Genomic DNA, 15,415 nt, shown 5'->3' with positions numbered 1-15,415 from the left:
GTTCTGTGTGTGTTCTTAGGCGAGTCTCAGCACGCTGAGTAAGACTGACGCCATGCGCATCCTTGTGGTGGACGACGACCGCGCCGTCCGTGAGTCGCTTCGGCGGTCCCTGGAGTTCAACGGCTACCAGGTCGAGCTGGCCAGCGACGGTGCGCAAGCCCTCGAGGCGATCATCGCCGACCGGCCGGACGCCATGGTCCTAGACGTCATGATGCCCCGGCTCGACGGCCTCGAGGTGGCTCGCCGCCTGCGCAGCACCGGCGACGACCTACCGATTCTCGTGCTGACCGCGCGCGACACCGTCTCCGACCGGGTGTCCGGGCTGGACGCCGGCGCCGACGACTACCTGCCGAAGCCGTTCGCGCTGGAGGAGCTGCTCGCCCGGCTGCGGGCGCTGCTGCGCCGCGCCGTCCCCGAGGGCCAGAACGGCCAGGCGACGGAAGTCCTGTCCTTCGCCGACCTGACCCTCGACCCGGGCACGCGCGAGGTCCGCCGCGGCGGCCGCGAGATCAGCCTGACCCGGACCGAGTTCGCACTGCTGGAACTGTTCCTCTCCTACCCGAAGCACGTCCTCACGCGGGGCCGGATCCTGGAGGAAGTATGGGGTTACGACTTCCCGACGTCGGGCAACGCGCTGGAGGTCTACGTCGGCTACTTGCGCCGCAAGACGGAGGCCGAGGGGGAGCCGAGGCTGATCCACACGGTGCGGGGGGTGGGGTACGTCCTGAGGGAAACCCCACCGTGATCGACGCCGGCGAGCCCGGTGACCCCCGCGGCACGCGCTGGGGGACGCGCCGGTTCTCGCTGCGCGGCCGGGTGACGCTGCTCGCCGCCGCCTGCGTCGCCGGCGCCGTCGCCCTGGTGTCGATCGGCGCGTACATGGTCGTGCGCAGCAACCTCTACCAGCAGCTGGACGACGGCCTGATGGCGCGCGCGCAGGCCGCCGTCGCGTCGCCGCAGGTGCAGACCGAGCTGCGGCAGGTGCCGGGTGCCTTCCTGGCCAGCGCCGACCTGCAGATCGGGCAGCTCAACGCCGCGCCCGACGTCCAGCACGCCGTGATGACCTACCCGCTGTCGAGCTCGGCGCCGCCGTTCGACCAGCGCGAGCTGGCCGTCGCGAACGGCGACTCGCCGGAGTCGATGCGGACGGACTTCCGCACCGACAGCCGCGTGGTCGCGCTGCCATCCGGGCACGGCGAGGCCATCGTGCTCGCCCAGTCGATGGGCCCGACCAAGCGGACGCTGAACGAGCTCGCGCTCGTGCTGTTCCTGATCGGCGGCGCCGGCATCCTGGTCGCCGCCGCGGCGGGCACCGCGGTCGCGCGGGCCGGTCTGCGCCCGGTCGACCGGCTGACGTCGGCCGCCGAGCGCGTCGCCAAGACCGGCGACCTGCGGCCGATCCCGGTCAGCGGCGACGACGAGCTGGCGCGCCTCACCACGACGTTCAACACGATGCTCGGCACGGTCGCGGACTCCCAGGAACGCCAGCGCCAGCTGGTCGCGGACGCCGGCCACGAGCTGCGGACGCCGTTGACGTCGCTGCGCACCAACCTCGAGCTGCTGCTCGCCGCGAGCAAGCCGGGCGCGCCGCCGCTGCCGGACGCCGACCGCATCGACATCGTCGCCGACATCAGCGGCCAGCTCGACGAGCTGACCCAGCTCATCGGCGACCTCGTCGAGCTCGCGCGCCAGGACGAGCCGCGCGAGCGGTTCGAGCGCGTCGAGCTGCTTGACGTCGTCGAGCGCGCGCTTGACCGGGCGCGACGGCGGGCGGGCGAGATCAACTTCGACGTCTCGCTACAGCCGTGGGTGCTCACCGGCGACAACAGCTCGATCGAACGCGCGGTGCTGAACCTGCTGGACAACGCGGTGAAGTTCTCGCCGCCGGACGCGACGGTCTGGGTGCGGCTCTACCCGCTCGGCGACGGCACGGCCGTGGTCGAGGTCGCCGACGAGGGCCCGGGCATCGCCGAGGAGGACCTGCCGAAGGTGTTCGACCGGTTCTACCGCTCGTCGGAGGCGCGCACGCTGCCCGGCTCCGGTCTGGGCCTGGCGATCGTGAAGCACGCGGCCGAGCGGCACGGCGGCGCGGTGTACGCGTCGCGGGCGCCCGAGGGCGGCGCGTTGATGACGATCCGGCTGCCGGGGGCGCCCGGCTGACTTTCGCGCGCTGCGCCGTCCACGGTGGGGTTGTTCACCTGCGACGCGGAGGCCGGTTCCATGACCTGCCGTTTCGAAGTTCACCCTCGTCGGCTCTGCGAATCCTGTGTTGAATCGTGTAGGATTTTGTGTGGTTGAAGACGGGGATGGAGTTGAGCGGTGCTTGCGCGTCAGCGACAGGCGGTGATCCTGGAAGAGGCACGCCGGACCGGGGCGGTCCGGGTCAGTGACCTCGTGACCAGGCTGGGCGTGTCCGATATGACGGTGCGCCGCGACCTCGACGTCCTCGCCGGGCGCGGGCTCGTCGAGAAGGTCTACGGCGGCGCCACCTCGATCGTCGGCAAGAGCACCGACGAACCCGGCTTCGAGGCGAAGTCCGTGCGCCAGCGCACGCAAAAGGAGGCCATCGCCGAGCTCGCCGCGACACTCGTGCGGCCCGGCACCGCGATCGGCATCTCCGCCGGCACCACCACCTGGACGCTCGCCCGCGCGCTCGACGCGATCCCCGGGCTCACCATCGTGACCAACTCGATCCAGGTCGCCGACGTCCTCCGCGGGTCGACGCAGCCGGACCGCACCGTCGTGCTCACCGGCGGGGTGCGGACGCCGTCGGACGCGCTGGTCGGCCCGGTCGCCGTGCACAGCCTGCGGTCGCTGCACCTCGACGTCGTCTTCCTCGGCGTGCACGGGATGGCCGACGGGCCGGGCTTCACGACGCCGAACCTGACCGAGAGCGAGACCGACCGCGCGCTGGTCGAGGCCGGGCGCAAGCTCGTCGTGCTCGCCGACCACACCAAGTGGGGCACCGTCGGGATCTCCACGATCGCCGACCTGGACGAGGCCGACGTCGTCGTCACCGATGACGGGATTCCCGACGAGGCCAAGGAAGTACTCGCCGAACGGGCGGGGGAACTCATGATCGCCGAGACGGCGGAGACGGACGAGGCCCAAGAAGCGTGAAGCGCACCGTACGACACCTGGCCGACGGCCGCGAGATCATCTACTTCGACCAGCCCGGCGCGCCCGACCGCGTCGCCGAGGACACCCGAGACCTGCCGCCGGTCGCGGCCGCGTCGGAAATCCGGCTGGACCCGCTGACCGGTGAGTGGGTCGCGATGGCCGCGCACCGGCAGACGCGGACGTACAAGCCGCCGGCGGACCTCTGCCCGCTGTGCCCGAGCAAGCCCGGCAAACCGAGCGAGATCCCCGAAAGCGACTACGACGTCGTCGTCTTCGAGAACCGCTTCCCGTCCTTCGCCGAGGACGTCATCGGCGAGCCGTCCACTGTGGATGGTCTGGGGCTGGTGCCGGTGCGGCCCGGGCGCGGCCGCTGCGAGGTCGTCTGCTTCACCAGCGACCACGAGGGCGCTTTCTCGCGGCTGAGCCCGGAGCAGGTGCGGGCCGTCGTCGACGCGTGGGCCGACCGCACCGCCGCGCTGTCCGAAGTGCCCGGTGTGGAACAGGTCTTCCCGTTCGAGAACCGCGGCGAGGAGATCGGCGTCACGCTGTCGCACCCGCACGGGCAGATCTACGGCTACCCGTTCGTCACGCCGAAGACCGAGCGGATGCTCGACGTCGCCCGCGCCTACCAGGCCGAACACGGCCGTCCGGTGCTCGGCGACGTGCTGGCCGCCGAGCAGAAGTCCGGTGCGCGCGTGGTGGCGTCCGGCGAACACTGGACGGCGTACGTGCCGCCGGCCGCCCGCTGGCCGATCGAGGTGCACGTGGTGCCGCACCGGCAGGTCGCAGACATCCCGGCGCTGACCGACGCCGAACGGGACGACTTCGCCGCCGTCTACCTGGACGTCCTCCGCCGTTGCGACGCGCTGTACGACCGGCCGTTGCCGTACATCGCCGCGTGGCACCAGGCGCCGGTGCGCCGCGACCGCGAGCTCGGCTGGCTCCACCTGGAACTGTTCTCGGTGTTGCGCGCCAAGGACAAGCTGAAGTACCTGGCGGGGTCCGAATCGGGCATGGCGGTGTGGATCAACGACGCGACGCCGGAGCAAATCGCGGAACGGCTCCGCGCGGCGGGCTGATCCGGCCATACTCATCTCCGATGCACAGGTTCGGCTCAGGAACCTCTCAGGACCATCGCGCAAGGTGAGGGACATGACCGAGAACGACCCCAGCGCGCACGACCCCGCGGCGCCGCGGCACCCCGAGACCGGCCAGCAGGCGGCTCAGGGCGGTTGGGCGGGGAGCCCGTACGGTGACCAGGCCGCCGCCACGCCCGAGTCCGGCGGCACGCCGCAGTACTCGGCGCCGGAGCCGTCCTACCACGCGGTGACCGGGGCCGATCCGTCCTACGGGGCGCAGCAGACCGCGAACCCCTGGTCCGCGCAGGGGGCGGCGCCGGGCCAGACCCAGCAGAGCGTCTACCCCAACCCGAACCCCTACGCACAGCCCGGCACGGGCGCCTACGGCACGCCGTCGGCACCGCCGCCCGCGCAGCCGAAGCGGTCCGGCGGCAAGCTGCTCGCCGGCGTCGCGCTGGTCGCGCTGCTGGTCGGCGGCATCGCGGGCGGGGCCGTCGGGTACCTCACCGGGGGCTCGTCCGGCGGTCCGGTCGGCAACGCTCTCGACGCGCCGAAGCCGGCCCAGCAGACCGGCAACGCGCCGGCCGGCTCGGTCGAAGCGGTCGCGCAGAAGCTGTCGCCCAGCGTCGTCGAGCTGCAGGTGAGCGGACAGCAGGGGGCCGGCGAAGGCTCCGGGTTCGTCATCAGCACCGACGGCTACATCCTGACCAACAACCACGTCGTCGAGGTCGCCGCGAACGGCGGCCAGATCCGGGCCGTGTTCCAGGACGGCAAGAAGGCCCCCGCCAAGGTCATCGGCCGCGACCCGACGACCGACATCGCGGTCGTCAAGGTCGACGGGGTCAGCAACCTGACCCCGGTCGAGATCGGCCGGTCCGACGACCTGCGCGTCGGTCAGTCGGTCGTGGCCATCGGTTCGCCGTTCGAGCTGGCCGGCACGGTCACCTCGGGCATCGTCAGCTCGCTGCACCGGCCGGTGCGCGCGGGCGGCGGCCAGGGCGGGCAGGAAACGGTGATGGACGCCGTCCAGACCGACGCGGCGATCAACCCGGGCAACTCGGGTGGCCCGCTCGCGAACATGTCCGGGCAGGTCATCGGCATCAACTCGGCGATCTACAGTCCGCAGTCGGCGTCCGGCGGCCAGGGCCAGGGCGGTTCCGAGAGCGGCAACGTCGGCATCGGGTTCGCCATCCCGATCGACCAGGCCCGCCGCACGGCGGACACGATCATCAAGACCGGCCAGGCGGTGCAGACCTACATCGGCGCCCAGGTCACGGACGCCCCGCAGGGCGGCGCGAAGCTCGGCGCCATCACCCCCGGCAGCCCGGCGGAGAAGGCCGGCCTCAAGTCCGGCGACGTCGTGACGAAGATCGACGACCGGAACATCGACACGTCCGACACGCTGGTCGCGGCGATCCGCACCCGCGCCCCGGACGAGAAGGCGACGTTCACGCTCGCCGACGGCCGCACGGTCGAGGTGACGCTCGGCGGCCAGCCCGTCCCGGCCAACTGATCCCTTCCAGACGCTCGGCCGCCTGGTGCGGCCGAGACCAAACATCGGCTCGACCCCCGCACCTCGGGGCCGGACCCCCAAGGCCACGCGCGACCCAGGCATTCCATGCCGGTCGCGCGTGGCCGCATTTGTGGGTGGGGTCAGGAGCCGGGAGGGGTGGTTGGCTTGCCGGTTGGGTCGGTCGGCGTGCCGGGAGGGGTTGGGCGCGAGCTGGGCGGGTCGACGCGTGTACCGGGTGGCTCGGCTGGCGCGCCGGAAGGCTCGGCCGGCGTACCTTGCGGGCTTGGCGAGACGGTTCGCGTGTCCGGTGCGGCATCTCGTGTACTCGCAGGAACGACACGCATGTCTGGGCGGACGACACGGCGGACCAGAGGGGTCGCCAGCGCTACCAGCCAGACCGCCGCAAGCGTCAAAAGCAAGCCCAAGGCCGGGTTGCCGTCGTGGAGGCCTGGCATCGGCGGGGTTCCGTACGGGCGCCAGAGCAGCGGGAACGCCACGATCAGCAGCACCCCAGTGATGACCGTGCCCGTGACCACCGGGACCCGCCACGGCCGCGGGAGGACTCGGGCCAGGACGATGCCGAGGATCGCCGTCAGCGGGGCGACCACGCCGTCGTTGACCAGCGGGCCGCCGACGATCCAGCCGACCGTGCCGAACACGTCCGGCCGCAGCGGCAGCGCGTACTCGGCGAACAGCACCACGCCCCACGCCAGCGCCGCGAGGCCCGGCAAAACGAGCAGCGTGCGAGCGATCTTCACAGCGCCTCCAGGTTCGTGACCCACTTCGTCTGCAGCACGCCGGGCCGGTTCGGGGCGATGATCCGGCACGGGAAGCCGTGGTCGAGGTCGAGCACCTCGCCGTTCAGCTCGAGGGCGAGCAGCGTCAGCTCGTCCGCCGTGTGCTCGCCGGGCAGGACGCTCACGCCGTACAGCCCGGAACGCTCCGAAGAGGACACCCGCACCGCCGTGCCCGGTGCCACCCCGACGGCTTTCAGCAGCGCAGGCAGGGAAACCCCGCGCCAGGTCGCCGACTGGCTCCAGCCCTCCACGCACGCGATCGGCAGCTCGGCCGTCGTCTGCGGGAGTGCGCGCAGCTCGTCGAGCGAGAACTTCTTCGTGCCGCTCGGAGTCACGACCGAGAGCCGCCACGACTCAGACCACGTGATGCCCGCGGCCGCGGCCGTCCGGTTCACCGGGAGGCCTTGCGTGCCCTTGCTCGTCTTCCAGGAAAGCCCGGAAACCCCGCGCAGGAACGGGACCGTCGCGCCGGCCGTGGCGACGACCGCGACGCCCGTCGCGAGCCCGGTCGTGCGGAGGAACCCGCGCCGGGACAGCCCGGCGGCCGTCGACTCGTCTTCGGTTACGCCGCGGGTCAGCGCCCGGCGGATGACCGGCAGCTTCACCGCCACGTGCACCAGGATCGACCCGATCGCCAGCCACGCCACCGCGTAGTGCACCTGCGGGAAGTAGAAGCCCCACGGGTAGTTCTGCGCGACGTTCAGCAACCCCGTCGTCAGCTCGAAGAACGCCGCACCCGAGAGCACCAGGATCGACAGGCGCTCCAGCGCGTGCGGCAGCGAGCGGACGAGCGGACGGCCGAACAGCTTCGGGTAGACGCTCCACAGCTTCGCCAGTAGCAACGGGATCGACGCGATGCCGGAGATCACGTGCAGCCCCTGCGTGACGCGGTAGAGCCCGACCGGGCGGCTGGGCCAGAAGAACCACTCCGGCGGGTGCTGGATCAGGTGGCTGATCAGGCCGGTCACGAAGCAGGTCGTGAACGTGACCGCGAGCGCCAGCCCGATCTTCGACGTCACGCGCTCGTTGTGCGCCGGCGCCTTGAACTGTTCTTCCTGGGGAATCGGCAGCTTCACGACCGCTCCAATCGCGCGAACCAACGGTGGCCGTGCCGGGTGGTCCAGGCGACGCGCAACCCGGCGCGCAGGGCGACTCCGGCGATCGCGTCCACGCCGACCCACGCCCACGTGAACCAGGCGACGTCGGCGTGCCCGGGCCGCAGCCGGACGCGCTCGTGCCGCAGGCCGCGGCCGGGCGGCTCCAGTTCGACGAGGACGTCGCCGTCGGGCGCGATCAGCTGCGCCGCGCGGCGCAGCAGGACGACCGGGTCGCCGCCGATGCCGATGTTGCCGTCGGCGAGCAGCGCGTGCCGCCACCGTCCTTCGCCGGGAACGTGGTCGAAGACGTTGCGGTGCAACGCACTTCCGCCGCGACGACGGGTCAGCCGGACGGCCGTGCGCGAGCTGTCCACGCCCAGCGCGACGACTCCGCGTCCGGCCAGGGCCGCGGTGAGCCGGCCGGGGCCACAGCCGATGTCGAGGGTCGGGCCGGTGCAGGCGTCGAGCAGCACCTCGTCGCCGTCGGACGGCGCGGTCCAGCGCTCGACTGGCAGGTCCACCCGCTCGCCGTTCGCCAGCTCGAGCCAGCAGTGGTGGCCGAGCAGACCGCGGTCGAACTCGTTGCCGAGCAGGGCCGTCTTCATGCGACCGCCTGCCCGTGCACGGCCGCGACGGCACGGGCGAAGCGGCCGTCCGGGCACAGCGCCGCCACCGCGCGCGCATCCGCCATGGTGTCCACATCGGACAGTGTCGCGGCGAGCTGCGGTCGCAACCCGCACGCGGTGAGCGCGCGCACCGTGCGTTCGCCGGTGTCGTCACGGGACATCGGGACGCCTGCGAGGACCTGCGCGTGCCGCGGGTCGGCGAGGCCCAGTGCCCACCAGCCGCCGTCGGCGGCCGGGGCGAGCACCGAGTCGTGCCCGCCGTCCACGACCGGCGCGGCGGCCGCGGCCAGGGACGCCGGGGTGACCTGCGGGGTGTCCATGCCGATCTGGAGGATCGGCAAGCCCGCGTGCACCGTGGCGGCGTCGGCGTGGGCGTGCGCCAGGCGAGCCCCGAAGTCCCAGCCACGCTGGGGAATCGTGGTGACGTAGCGCAGCGCCTCCCCGATCTCGGGGGCCAGCGCGGCGGCGCCGAGGTCACCGGTCATCGCGACGACCGGCGCGGCGCCGGGGACCGCGCACACGGCGTCGAGCGTGTCCAGCAACGCGGCCGCGGCGATCCGCGCGGCCTGCGCCGGGGTCGCCGGCGGGGTCAGCCTGGTCTTGGCGAGCCCCGGTACCGGCGCCTTGGCCACGACCAGCAGCACGAACCGGGCCGTCATCGCGCCAGCACCCGCCCGAAGTCGCGGACCGCGCGCACCGTGCCGCGCACCGAGCCGGACACCTTCGACTTCGTCCCCTTGGCGCGCTCGCCGTAGCGGACGTCGAACTCCCGCACCCGCCACCCGGCGCGCTGAGCCTTGATCAGCAGCTCGAGCGGGTAGCCGAACGCGCGGTCCGCGACGCCGAGATCGAGCAGTGCCCGCCGGTCCGCGGCGCGCAGGGGCGCGATGTCCCGCACCGGCAGCCCGCGGCGGCGCAGTAGCCGCGCCAGCACGACGTTGCCGGCTCGCGCGTGCCACGGCCACACCCCGGGCCCGGTCGGCACCCGCCGTCCGACGGCCAGGTCGGCGCCACCCTCGACCGCGGTCACCAGCCGCGGCAGGTCGCGCAGGTCCAGGGAACCGTCGGCGTCGGCGAAGCACACGATGTCCGCGGTGGCGGCCTCCAGACCCGCGTGCACGGCCGCGCCGTAGCCGCGACGCGGCTCGTGCACGACCTTCGCGCCGAGCGAGGCCGCCACGTCGGGCGAGCCGTCGGCCGAACCGTTGTCGACCACGATCGCGCGGTAGCCCGGTGGCAGCCCGGCCAGCACGCCGGGGAGGGCGCCCGCTTCGTCGAGGCAAGGGAGGACCACGTCCACTCCTGAGTCAGTCACGGCGCCGACCGTAAGTCCGGCGTGGACTGCGGGAAACCCTTGCAGTGCTTACTGAATCATGACGAGTGACGAGTTCTTACCGGGTCGTTACGGCTGCCCCGGCGAGCCCGCGGACCACGCCTCGCGGGCTTAGGGTGGACGGCGATGAGCGAGCCGAACCCGGCAGCCCGGCTCGCCGAGCCGCCTGCCCGCGAAACCGAACCCCCGGCGCCCGATCGGCCCGGCCACCGCGCCACCCGGGCCGATCTCCTCGCCGTCGCGGCGGCCGTGGTGCTCGTGGCCGTGGCCGCCGCGGTCGGCGCGTACTACAACCGGCCGCACTCCGGCGTGATCATCTTCGTGTCGGCGCCCCCGCTGTTCGCGGACTGGCTGCCCCACGTCGGCCCGGGCTCGATCTTCGCCGTCCTCGTCGCCGTCGCGGTCGTGCTGCACGGCCCCGCCCTGGCCGCCCGCCTTCCGTGGCGCCGGGCGCTCGCCGCCGGCTACCTGGCCTCGCTCGCCTGGATCTTCTCCCTGGCCATGGTCGACGGCTGGGCACGCGGGTTCGCCGGGCACCTCACCATCCCGCAGGAGTACCTCCACGAGGTCCCCGGCATCACCGACATCCCGCGGATGCTGCGCGAGTTCTCGTCCCGCATCCTCGACTTCCAGCCGAACTCGTGGACGACGCACGTGTCCGGGCACCCACCGGGCGCGACGCTCGTCTTCGTCTGGCTGGACCGGCTCGGCCTGCACGGCGGCGCCTGGGCCGCGGCGGCCGTCGTGCTCGTCGGCGCCCTGGTCGCGGTGGCCGTGCCCGCGACGGTCTCGCTGCTCGGCCGGCCAGACGCGGCTCGCGCGGTGCTGCCCTTCGCCGTCCTTACGCCCGGCGCGGTGTGGATCGGCGTGTCGGCGGACGGCCTGTTCGCCGGGACGACGGCCACCGGGCTGGCGCTGCTCGCCTTGTCCGCCAAGGGGTTCGGGCACGGCCGCCGGTACGCCGTGCCGGCCGGGCTGGCGGCCGGCGTGTTGCTCGGCTTCGGGATCTTCCTGTCGTACGGCCTGGTGCTGCTCGGCCTGCTCGCGCTGGCCGTGGCCGTCCTCGGCCGGCAGTGGCGCGCCGCCGCCTTGGCCATTGTCGCGGCGCTGGCCGTCGTCGGCGTTTTCGCGTGGGCCGGGTTCTGGTGGCTCGACGGCTACCACCTGGTCGTCGAGCGCTACTACCAAGGCGTCGCGCTGGTCCGGCCCTATTCGTACTGGATGTGGGCGGACCTGGCCGCGGTGGCCGTCGCGCTCGGTCCCGCCGTGATCGCCGCCATCCGGCGTGGCTTTGCCCGCGGGCCGCGCGGCCTGTTCACCGACCCGGTGCTGCTCCTGGGCCTCGCCGCCCTGCTCACCATCGTGTTCGCCGACGTCTCGGGCCTGTCGAAAGCCGAGACCGAACGGATCTGGCTACCGTTCGGGGTGTGGTTGCTGCCGTTGACGGCCCTGCTGCCGCGGCCCGGACGCGGATGGTGGCTCGCGGCCCAGGCGGCGACGGCCCTGGCGGTCAACCACCTGCTGCTGACCGGCTGGTGAGGGAGAAGTGATGAACGATCAAGCCGGGCGCGTGCTCGTGGTCGACGACGACGAGACGGTCCGCGACGTCGTCCGCCGCTACCTCGAGGTCGCCGGGTTCACCGTCGACCAGGCCGGCGACGGTGCCGACGGGCTGGCCAAGTTCGCCGCCCACGAGCCCGACTTGGTCGTCCTCGACGTCATGATGCCGGGCATCAACGGCCTCGAGGTGTGCAAGCGGCTGCGCCAGGTCAGCCAGGTGCCGATCGTCATGCTCACCGCCCTCGGCGAGGAGGAGAATCGGATCGCCGGGCTCCAGCTGGGCGCCGACGACTACGTCACGAAACCGTTCAGCCCCAAGGAACTCGCCCTGCGCGTCGCGTCGGTGCTGCGCCGCGCGCGGATGCCGCGTCCGGTACCGGCCGCCGCCGAGCTGGCGGACGGCGACCTCCGTCTGCAGATGACCGCGCGCACCGCGACGCTCGCCGGCCGCGAGCTGCCGCTGACCTCGCGGGAGTTCGACCTGCTGGCGTTCTTCCTCGCCCACCCCGGCGTCGCCTACTCGCGCGCGGACCTGCTCGAGAAGGTGTGGGGCTGGGACTTCGGCGACCAGTCCACGGTGACCGTCCACGTGCGACGGTTGCGCGAAAAGATCGAGCGCGACCCGGCCAAGCCGACCCGGGTGGCGACGGTGTGGGGTGTCGGCTACCGCTACGACCGGGAGCAGCCGTGATCGAGCCCGGCGAGTCCTTCGCGGAGACGTTGACGCACCTCTGGCACATCCTGCCGCTGGCGTTGCTCTTCTCCCTGCCGATCGCCGCGCTCGGCGGGGCAGTGCTCTACGTCCTGCGCCGCGGCTCGCTGGCCACCACGCTCACGGTGCTGGTGCTGATCCCGGTGCTGTCCACGCTGGTCGGCGTCCTGGGTGTCAGCGGGTTCATGTTCACCCCGGCGCTGACCACGATGCTGCTGGTCTGCCTGCTCGTCGCCGTGTGCACCGTGCCGGCGGCGATCATCCTCGGCCGGGCCATCGCGCGCCGCAGTGTCTGGGAGCGCGAGGCGCGCGACCGCGAGCGCGCGGCCGAGGCGTCGCGGCGCGAGCTGGTCGCCTGGATCAGCCACGACCTGCGCAGCCCGCTGGCCGGCATCCAGGCGATGGCCGAGGCGCTCGCCGACGGCGTGGTGTCCGAACGCCACGAGGTCGCCGACTACGCCCAGCGGATCAGCGGCGAGACCACCCGGCTGTCCGCGATGGTCGGCGACCTGTTCGAACTCTCGCGGATCACGGCCGGCGCCCTCGAGCTCACGATGTCCGCGGTGCCGCTGCGGGACGTCGTCAGCGACGCCGTCGCCGCCCAGTCACCGGTCGCCGAGCGGAAGCGGGTGCGAGTGCTCGCCAACGCGTCGACGTGGCCGGTCGTGACCGGCAGCGACCCGGAACTGGCCCGGATCGTGCGGAACCTGGTCTCCAACGCGATCCGCCACACCCCGCCGGACGGGACGGTCGCGGTGCAGATCGGCGTCGACGGCGACGAGGCCCTCCTGGCCGTCGACGACTCCTGCGGCGGCATCCCGGACGACGAGATCACCCGCGTGTTCGACGTCGCCTTCCGCGGGACGCAGGCCCGGACACCCGAGCGCGGCGGGACGACGAGTGGTGGCGGGCTCGGGCTGGCCATCACCAAGGGGCTCGTGGAGGCGCACCGCGGGAAGATCGGGGTCCACAACCACGGGCCCGGGTGCCGCTTCGAGGTCCGGCTGCCGTTGGCGATGTCCTAGACCGCCAAGGGTTCGCGGTCCGGACCGAGCCTCAGGAACTCCATTCCGGGGAAGTGGGCCGCCGCGACCACCGTGCTCGTGCCCGCGATCTCGGCCAGCCAGCGCTGCCGGGTGCGGGCCGCCTCGTCCGGGTCGAAGTCGCCGAGGAACCGGACCCGGTCGTCGCGCAGCTGCACCGGGGTGTGGATGACGTCGCCGAGCAGGACCAGGCGTTCGTCGTCCGCCTCGACGTCCAGCACGTAGTGGCCGGGAGTGTGGCCCGGCGTGTGCCGCGCGGTGATGCCCGGGGCCAGCGCGACGGCGTCCCCGTGGATCGCCTCGATGCTCCCGGCCGCCCGCACCGCCTCCAGCCCGACGCGGCTCCAGTCGTCGTGGGGCAGCCCGCCGATCAGCGGTTCCCAGTCCGCGATCCCGTGGATGACCCGCGCCTGCTTGAAGGCCGGTGTGCCTTCGGGTGCCAGCCAGCCGACGTGGTCGGCGTGCAGGTGCGTGACGAAGACGGTGTCGACGTCTTCGGGCCGGACGCCGGCGCCGCCCAACGCCGTCAGGAGGTCGCCTCCGGTCCCCATCGGTGCGGGGTCGCCGCCCGCCGGGGCCATGCCGGCCGGGTAGCCCATCTCCCGCGGCCCGAACCCGGCGTCGACCAGGATCGTCCGGCCCTGGCCGCGGACCAGGAACCCGCCGACCGGCACGTGCACCGTGCCGTCGGGGTCGAGGACTCCGGAGTGCTCGGCCGGATCCAGGCCGGGGAAGAACAGGGCCGGGAGCCGGACGAGCCCGTCGGTCAGTGCCTCGATCGTGTAGTCGCCCACTGTGATCCGCTGCATGACCTTGCCAAGTTCGACTGTGATCGAACTATTCCCGGGTCAGACCGGTTCGCGCAGCTCGGCCGTCGCGAAGCCGGCGATGCCCTCCTCGAACCCGATCTCGGCCTTGAAACCCAGCAGTTCGCGGGCGCGGGCCGGGTCGGCCACCACGTGGCGGACGTCGGCCGGGCGGGCGCCTCCGGCCACCTCCGGGGTCGGGCCGTCGCAAGCGCGTGACAGCTCCTCGGCCAGTTCGCCCACCGTGTGCGGGGTGCCCGAGCAGACGTTGACCGGCGTGATCTCGCCTTCCGGACCGGCTGTCCGGAGGGCCAGGACGTTCGCCCTGGCGACGTCGTGGACGTGGACGAAGTCGCGCTGCTGGCGGCCGTCCTCCAGGACCCGGGGTGCTTCGCCGCGCAGCAGGGCCGAGCGGAACAGCGATGCCACCCCGGCGTACGGCGTGTTCTGCGGCATTCGCGGGCCGTAGACGTTGTGGTAGCGCACCGCCCACACGGTCCCGCCCGTCTGGCGGGCCCACGCACCGGCCAGGTGCTCCTGCGCGAGCTTCGTCGCCGCGTACGTGCTGCGCGGGTTCAGCGGCGCGTCCTCGGGCACCAGCTGCCAGCTCAACTCGGCGTCGCACGCCGGGCACCGCGGCTCGAACCGGCCTGCGTCCACATCGGACGCGCGGCGCGGTGACGGTGGGACGACGCCGTGGTCCGGGCACGCGTACCGGCCTTCGCCGTAGACCACCATCGAGGACGCCAGCACGAGCTTCCGCACCCCGGCCGCGTGCATGCCGGCCAGCAGGACCGCCGTGCCGTAGTCGTTGTGCAGGGCGTACGACGGCGCGTCGGACGGGTCGACGCCGTGCCCGACGACCGCCGCCTGGTGGCAGACCGCGTCGACGCCGTCCAGCAGCTCGGCGACGAGCTCGGCGTCGGTGACGTCGCCGCGCAGGAACCGGTGCCGGCCGGTGTACGACGGCGGCGTGCGGGAGCCGTGGGCCGTCGGCAGGAGGTTGTCGAGCACTACGACCTCGTCGCCGCCGTCGGCGAGCAGATCGGCGATGTGGGACCCGATGAACCCGGCTCCGCCGGTGACCAGTACGCGCACACCGGCCACGCTAGGGGCGTTCGCCTCGCCCCGCTCACGGCTGAGGTGGCACGTCACGGAATCGTCAGAACTCACCCGGCACCTCCCGGCGGCCGGAGGGCGAAACCGACTACGGTGGCGGCATGGAACGGAGTGCACAACGGCTGGGCCGGGCCCTCGTGGTCATCGTGGACGATCGCGTGGCGCACGGCGAGCACGAGGACACCACTGGCCCGCTGGTCACGGAGCTGCTCGAAGAAGCGGGCTTCATCGTCGACGGTGTCGTGGTCGTCGAGGCCGAGACCGCGGGTATCCGCAACGCGCTCAACACCGCCGTGATCGGCGGTGCCGACCTGGTGATCACGGTCGGCGGCACCGGTGTGCTGCCGCGTGACCGGACTCCGGACGCCACGGCCGGCGTGCTCGACCGGCCGATCCCGGGCATCAGCGAGGCCATCCGGGCTTCCGGGCTGGCCGCCGGGGCCGTGGACGCGGGGATCTCGCGCGGGCTCGCCGGGGTTTCCGGCAGCACCCTCGTGGTGAACCTCGCCGGCTCGCGGTCCGCGGTGCGCGACGGGATGGCGACGCTGACCTCGCTCGTGCCGCACGTGATCGACGAGCTTTCGGGCCTCGAAGAGGTCTGATCCTTCGC

Annotated in this window: 16 protein-coding genes; 9 read left to right on the top strand and 7 right to left on the bottom strand. The window is 72.9% G+C overall.

All coding sequences use genetic code 11. The features are described 5' to 3' along the window. Positions 1 to 52: 52 nt before the first annotated feature. The 5 genes from ACIRSS_RS16105 to ACIRSS_RS16085 all read left to right on the top strand — a co-directional run bounded on the left by ACIRSS_RS16105 (position 53) and on the right by ACIRSS_RS16085 (position 5,712). The gene (locus ACIRSS_RS16105; protein ID WP_400895336.1) at positions 53 to 745 is read left to right on the top strand and encodes a response regulator transcription factor; all 693 of its coding nucleotides are present in this window, start codon (positions 53 to 55) and stop codon (positions 743 to 745) included. Continuing rightward, positions 742 to 2,160 carry an ATP-binding protein gene (locus ACIRSS_RS16100; protein ID WP_400895334.1) on the top strand — a complete coding sequence of 473 codons (1,419 nt, stop codon included), beginning with the start codon at positions 742 to 744 and terminating at the stop codon, positions 2,158 to 2,160. Before ACIRSS_RS16105 ends, ACIRSS_RS16100 begins: the two co-directional genes overlap by 4 nt. Positions 2,161 to 2,319: 159 nt before the next feature. Next, a complete protein-coding gene (locus ACIRSS_RS16095) occupies positions 2,320 to 3,120 on the top strand; it encodes a DeoR/GlpR family DNA-binding transcription regulator (protein WP_400895332.1) in 801 nt (266 codons plus the stop codon). Continuing rightward, positions 3,117 to 4,199 carry a galactose-1-phosphate uridylyltransferase gene (galT, locus tag ACIRSS_RS16090; protein WP_400895330.1) on the top strand — a complete coding sequence of 361 codons (1,083 nt, stop codon included), beginning with the start codon at positions 3,117 to 3,119 and terminating at the stop codon, positions 4,197 to 4,199. Before ACIRSS_RS16095 ends, galT begins: the two co-directional genes overlap by 4 nt. Positions 4,200 to 4,272: 73 nt before the next feature. Further along, positions 4,273 to 5,712, top strand: a complete 1,440-nt coding sequence (locus ACIRSS_RS16085; protein ID WP_400895328.1) for a trypsin-like peptidase domain-containing protein — start codon at positions 4,273 to 4,275, stop codon at positions 5,710 to 5,712. A gap of 140 nt (positions 5,713 to 5,852) precedes the next feature. Here the strand turns inward: ACIRSS_RS16085 and ACIRSS_RS16080 are convergent, their stop codons facing one another. From ACIRSS_RS16080 to ACIRSS_RS16060, 5 genes are read right to left on the bottom strand one after another with little or no spacing between them, the layout of a single operon-like run. Continuing rightward, on the bottom strand, positions 5,853 to 6,470 hold the full coding sequence (locus ACIRSS_RS16080; protein WP_400895325.1) for a hypothetical protein: 618 nt from the start codon (positions 6,468 to 6,470) through the stop codon (positions 5,853 to 5,855). Then, complete coding sequence (locus ACIRSS_RS16075) at positions 6,467 to 7,585, bottom strand: molybdopterin-dependent oxidoreductase (protein ID WP_400895324.1); 1,119 nt, start codon at positions 7,583 to 7,585, stop codon at positions 6,467 to 6,469. The genes ACIRSS_RS16080 and ACIRSS_RS16075 overlap by 4 nt, the downstream gene beginning before the upstream one ends. Continuing rightward, positions 7,582 to 8,211, bottom strand: a complete 630-nt coding sequence (locus ACIRSS_RS16070) for a class I SAM-dependent methyltransferase (RefSeq protein WP_400895321.1) — start codon at positions 8,209 to 8,211, stop codon at positions 7,582 to 7,584. Before ACIRSS_RS16070 ends, ACIRSS_RS16075 begins: the two co-directional genes overlap by 4 nt. After that, a complete protein-coding gene (locus ACIRSS_RS16065) occupies positions 8,208 to 8,891 on the bottom strand; it encodes a DUF2064 domain-containing protein (protein WP_400895319.1) in 684 nt (227 codons plus the stop codon). The genes ACIRSS_RS16070 and ACIRSS_RS16065 overlap by 4 nt, the downstream gene beginning before the upstream one ends. Beyond that, positions 8,888 to 9,532 (bottom strand): glycosyltransferase family 2 protein, encoded by a 645-nt coding sequence (locus tag ACIRSS_RS16060; protein ID WP_400897488.1) that lies wholly within the window; start codon positions 9,530 to 9,532, stop codon positions 8,888 to 8,890. Before ACIRSS_RS16060 ends, ACIRSS_RS16065 begins: the two co-directional genes overlap by 4 nt. Before the next feature lie 159 nt (positions 9,533 to 9,691). Between ACIRSS_RS16060 and ACIRSS_RS16055 the strand changes: the two genes are divergently transcribed. From ACIRSS_RS16055 to ACIRSS_RS16045, 3 genes are read left to right on the top strand one after another with little or no spacing between them, the layout of a single operon-like run. Beyond that, positions 9,692 to 11,104, top strand: coding sequence for a hypothetical protein (locus ACIRSS_RS16055; protein ID WP_400895317.1), 1,413 nt, complete (start codon positions 9,692 to 9,694; stop codon positions 11,102 to 11,104). Between the two features lie 10 nt (positions 11,105 to 11,114). Beyond that, the gene (locus ACIRSS_RS16050; protein WP_400895315.1) at positions 11,115 to 11,816 is read left to right on the top strand and encodes a response regulator transcription factor; all 702 of its coding nucleotides are present in this window, start codon (positions 11,115 to 11,117) and stop codon (positions 11,814 to 11,816) included. After that, positions 11,813 to 12,862 carry a sensor histidine kinase gene (locus tag ACIRSS_RS16045; protein WP_400895313.1) on the top strand — a complete coding sequence of 350 codons (1,050 nt, stop codon included), beginning with the start codon at positions 11,813 to 11,815 and terminating at the stop codon, positions 12,860 to 12,862. The genes ACIRSS_RS16050 and ACIRSS_RS16045 overlap by 4 nt, the downstream gene beginning before the upstream one ends. Here the strand turns inward: ACIRSS_RS16045 and ACIRSS_RS16040 are convergent. Continuing rightward, the gene (locus ACIRSS_RS16040) at positions 12,859 to 13,689 is read right to left on the bottom strand and encodes an MBL fold metallo-hydrolase (RefSeq protein ID WP_400895311.1); all 831 of its coding nucleotides are present in this window, start codon (positions 13,687 to 13,689) and stop codon (positions 12,859 to 12,861) included. The genes ACIRSS_RS16045 and ACIRSS_RS16040 overlap by 4 nt on opposite strands. A 39-nt stretch (positions 13,690 to 13,728) precedes the next feature. Continuing rightward, the gene (locus ACIRSS_RS16035; protein ID WP_400895309.1) at positions 13,729 to 14,784 is read right to left on the bottom strand and encodes an NAD-dependent epimerase/dehydratase family protein; all 1,056 of its coding nucleotides are present in this window, start codon (positions 14,782 to 14,784) and stop codon (positions 13,729 to 13,731) included. Positions 14,785 to 14,906: 122 nt separating this feature from the next. Between ACIRSS_RS16035 and ACIRSS_RS16030 the strand changes: the two genes are divergently transcribed. Continuing rightward, a complete protein-coding gene (locus ACIRSS_RS16030) occupies positions 14,907 to 15,407 on the top strand; it encodes a molybdenum cofactor biosynthesis protein B (protein ID WP_013230045.1) in 501 nt (166 codons plus the stop codon). Positions 15,408 to 15,415: the final 8 nt, after the last annotated feature.

It is taken from the genome of Amycolatopsis sp. NPDC101161, assembly GCF_044768185.1.
Classification (GTDB): Bacteria; Actinomycetota; Actinomycetes; order Mycobacteriales; family Pseudonocardiaceae; genus Amycolatopsis.
Note: the sequence above shows the minus strand (reverse complement) of the source record. Positions and strands in the feature narration are given on the sequence as shown.

What these genes read in the sequence shown, in the direction of transcription:
- ACIRSS_RS16085 (WP_400895328.1), top strand. Translation starts at nt 4,273, where the DNA reads ATGACCGAGAACGACCCCAGCGCGCACGACCCCGCGGCGCCGCGGCAC.
- ACIRSS_RS16050 (WP_400895315.1), top strand. Translation starts at nt 11,115, where the DNA reads ATGAACGATCAAGCCGGGCGCGTGCTCGTGGTCGACGACGACGAGACG.
- ACIRSS_RS16055 (WP_400895317.1), top strand. Translation starts at nt 9,692, where the DNA reads ATGAGCGAGCCGAACCCGGCAGCCCGGCTCGCCGAGCCGCCTGCCCGC.
- ACIRSS_RS16040 (WP_400895311.1), bottom strand. Translation starts at nt 13,689, where the DNA reads ATGCAGCGGATCACAGTGGGCGACTACACGATCGAGGCACTGACCGAC.
- ACIRSS_RS16105 (WP_400895336.1), top strand. Translation starts at nt 53, where the DNA reads ATGCGCATCCTTGTGGTGGACGACGACCGCGCCGTCCGTGAGTCGCTT.
- ACIRSS_RS16065 (WP_400895319.1), bottom strand. Translation starts at nt 8,891, where the DNA reads ATGACGGCCCGGTTCGTGCTGCTGGTCGTGGCCAAGGCGCCGGTACCG.
- ACIRSS_RS16030 (WP_013230045.1), top strand. Translation starts at nt 14,907, where the DNA reads ATGGAACGGAGTGCACAACGGCTGGGCCGGGCCCTCGTGGTCATCGTG.
- ACIRSS_RS16070 (WP_400895321.1), bottom strand. Translation starts at nt 8,211, where the DNA reads ATGAAGACGGCCCTGCTCGGCAACGAGTTCGACCGCGGTCTGCTCGGC.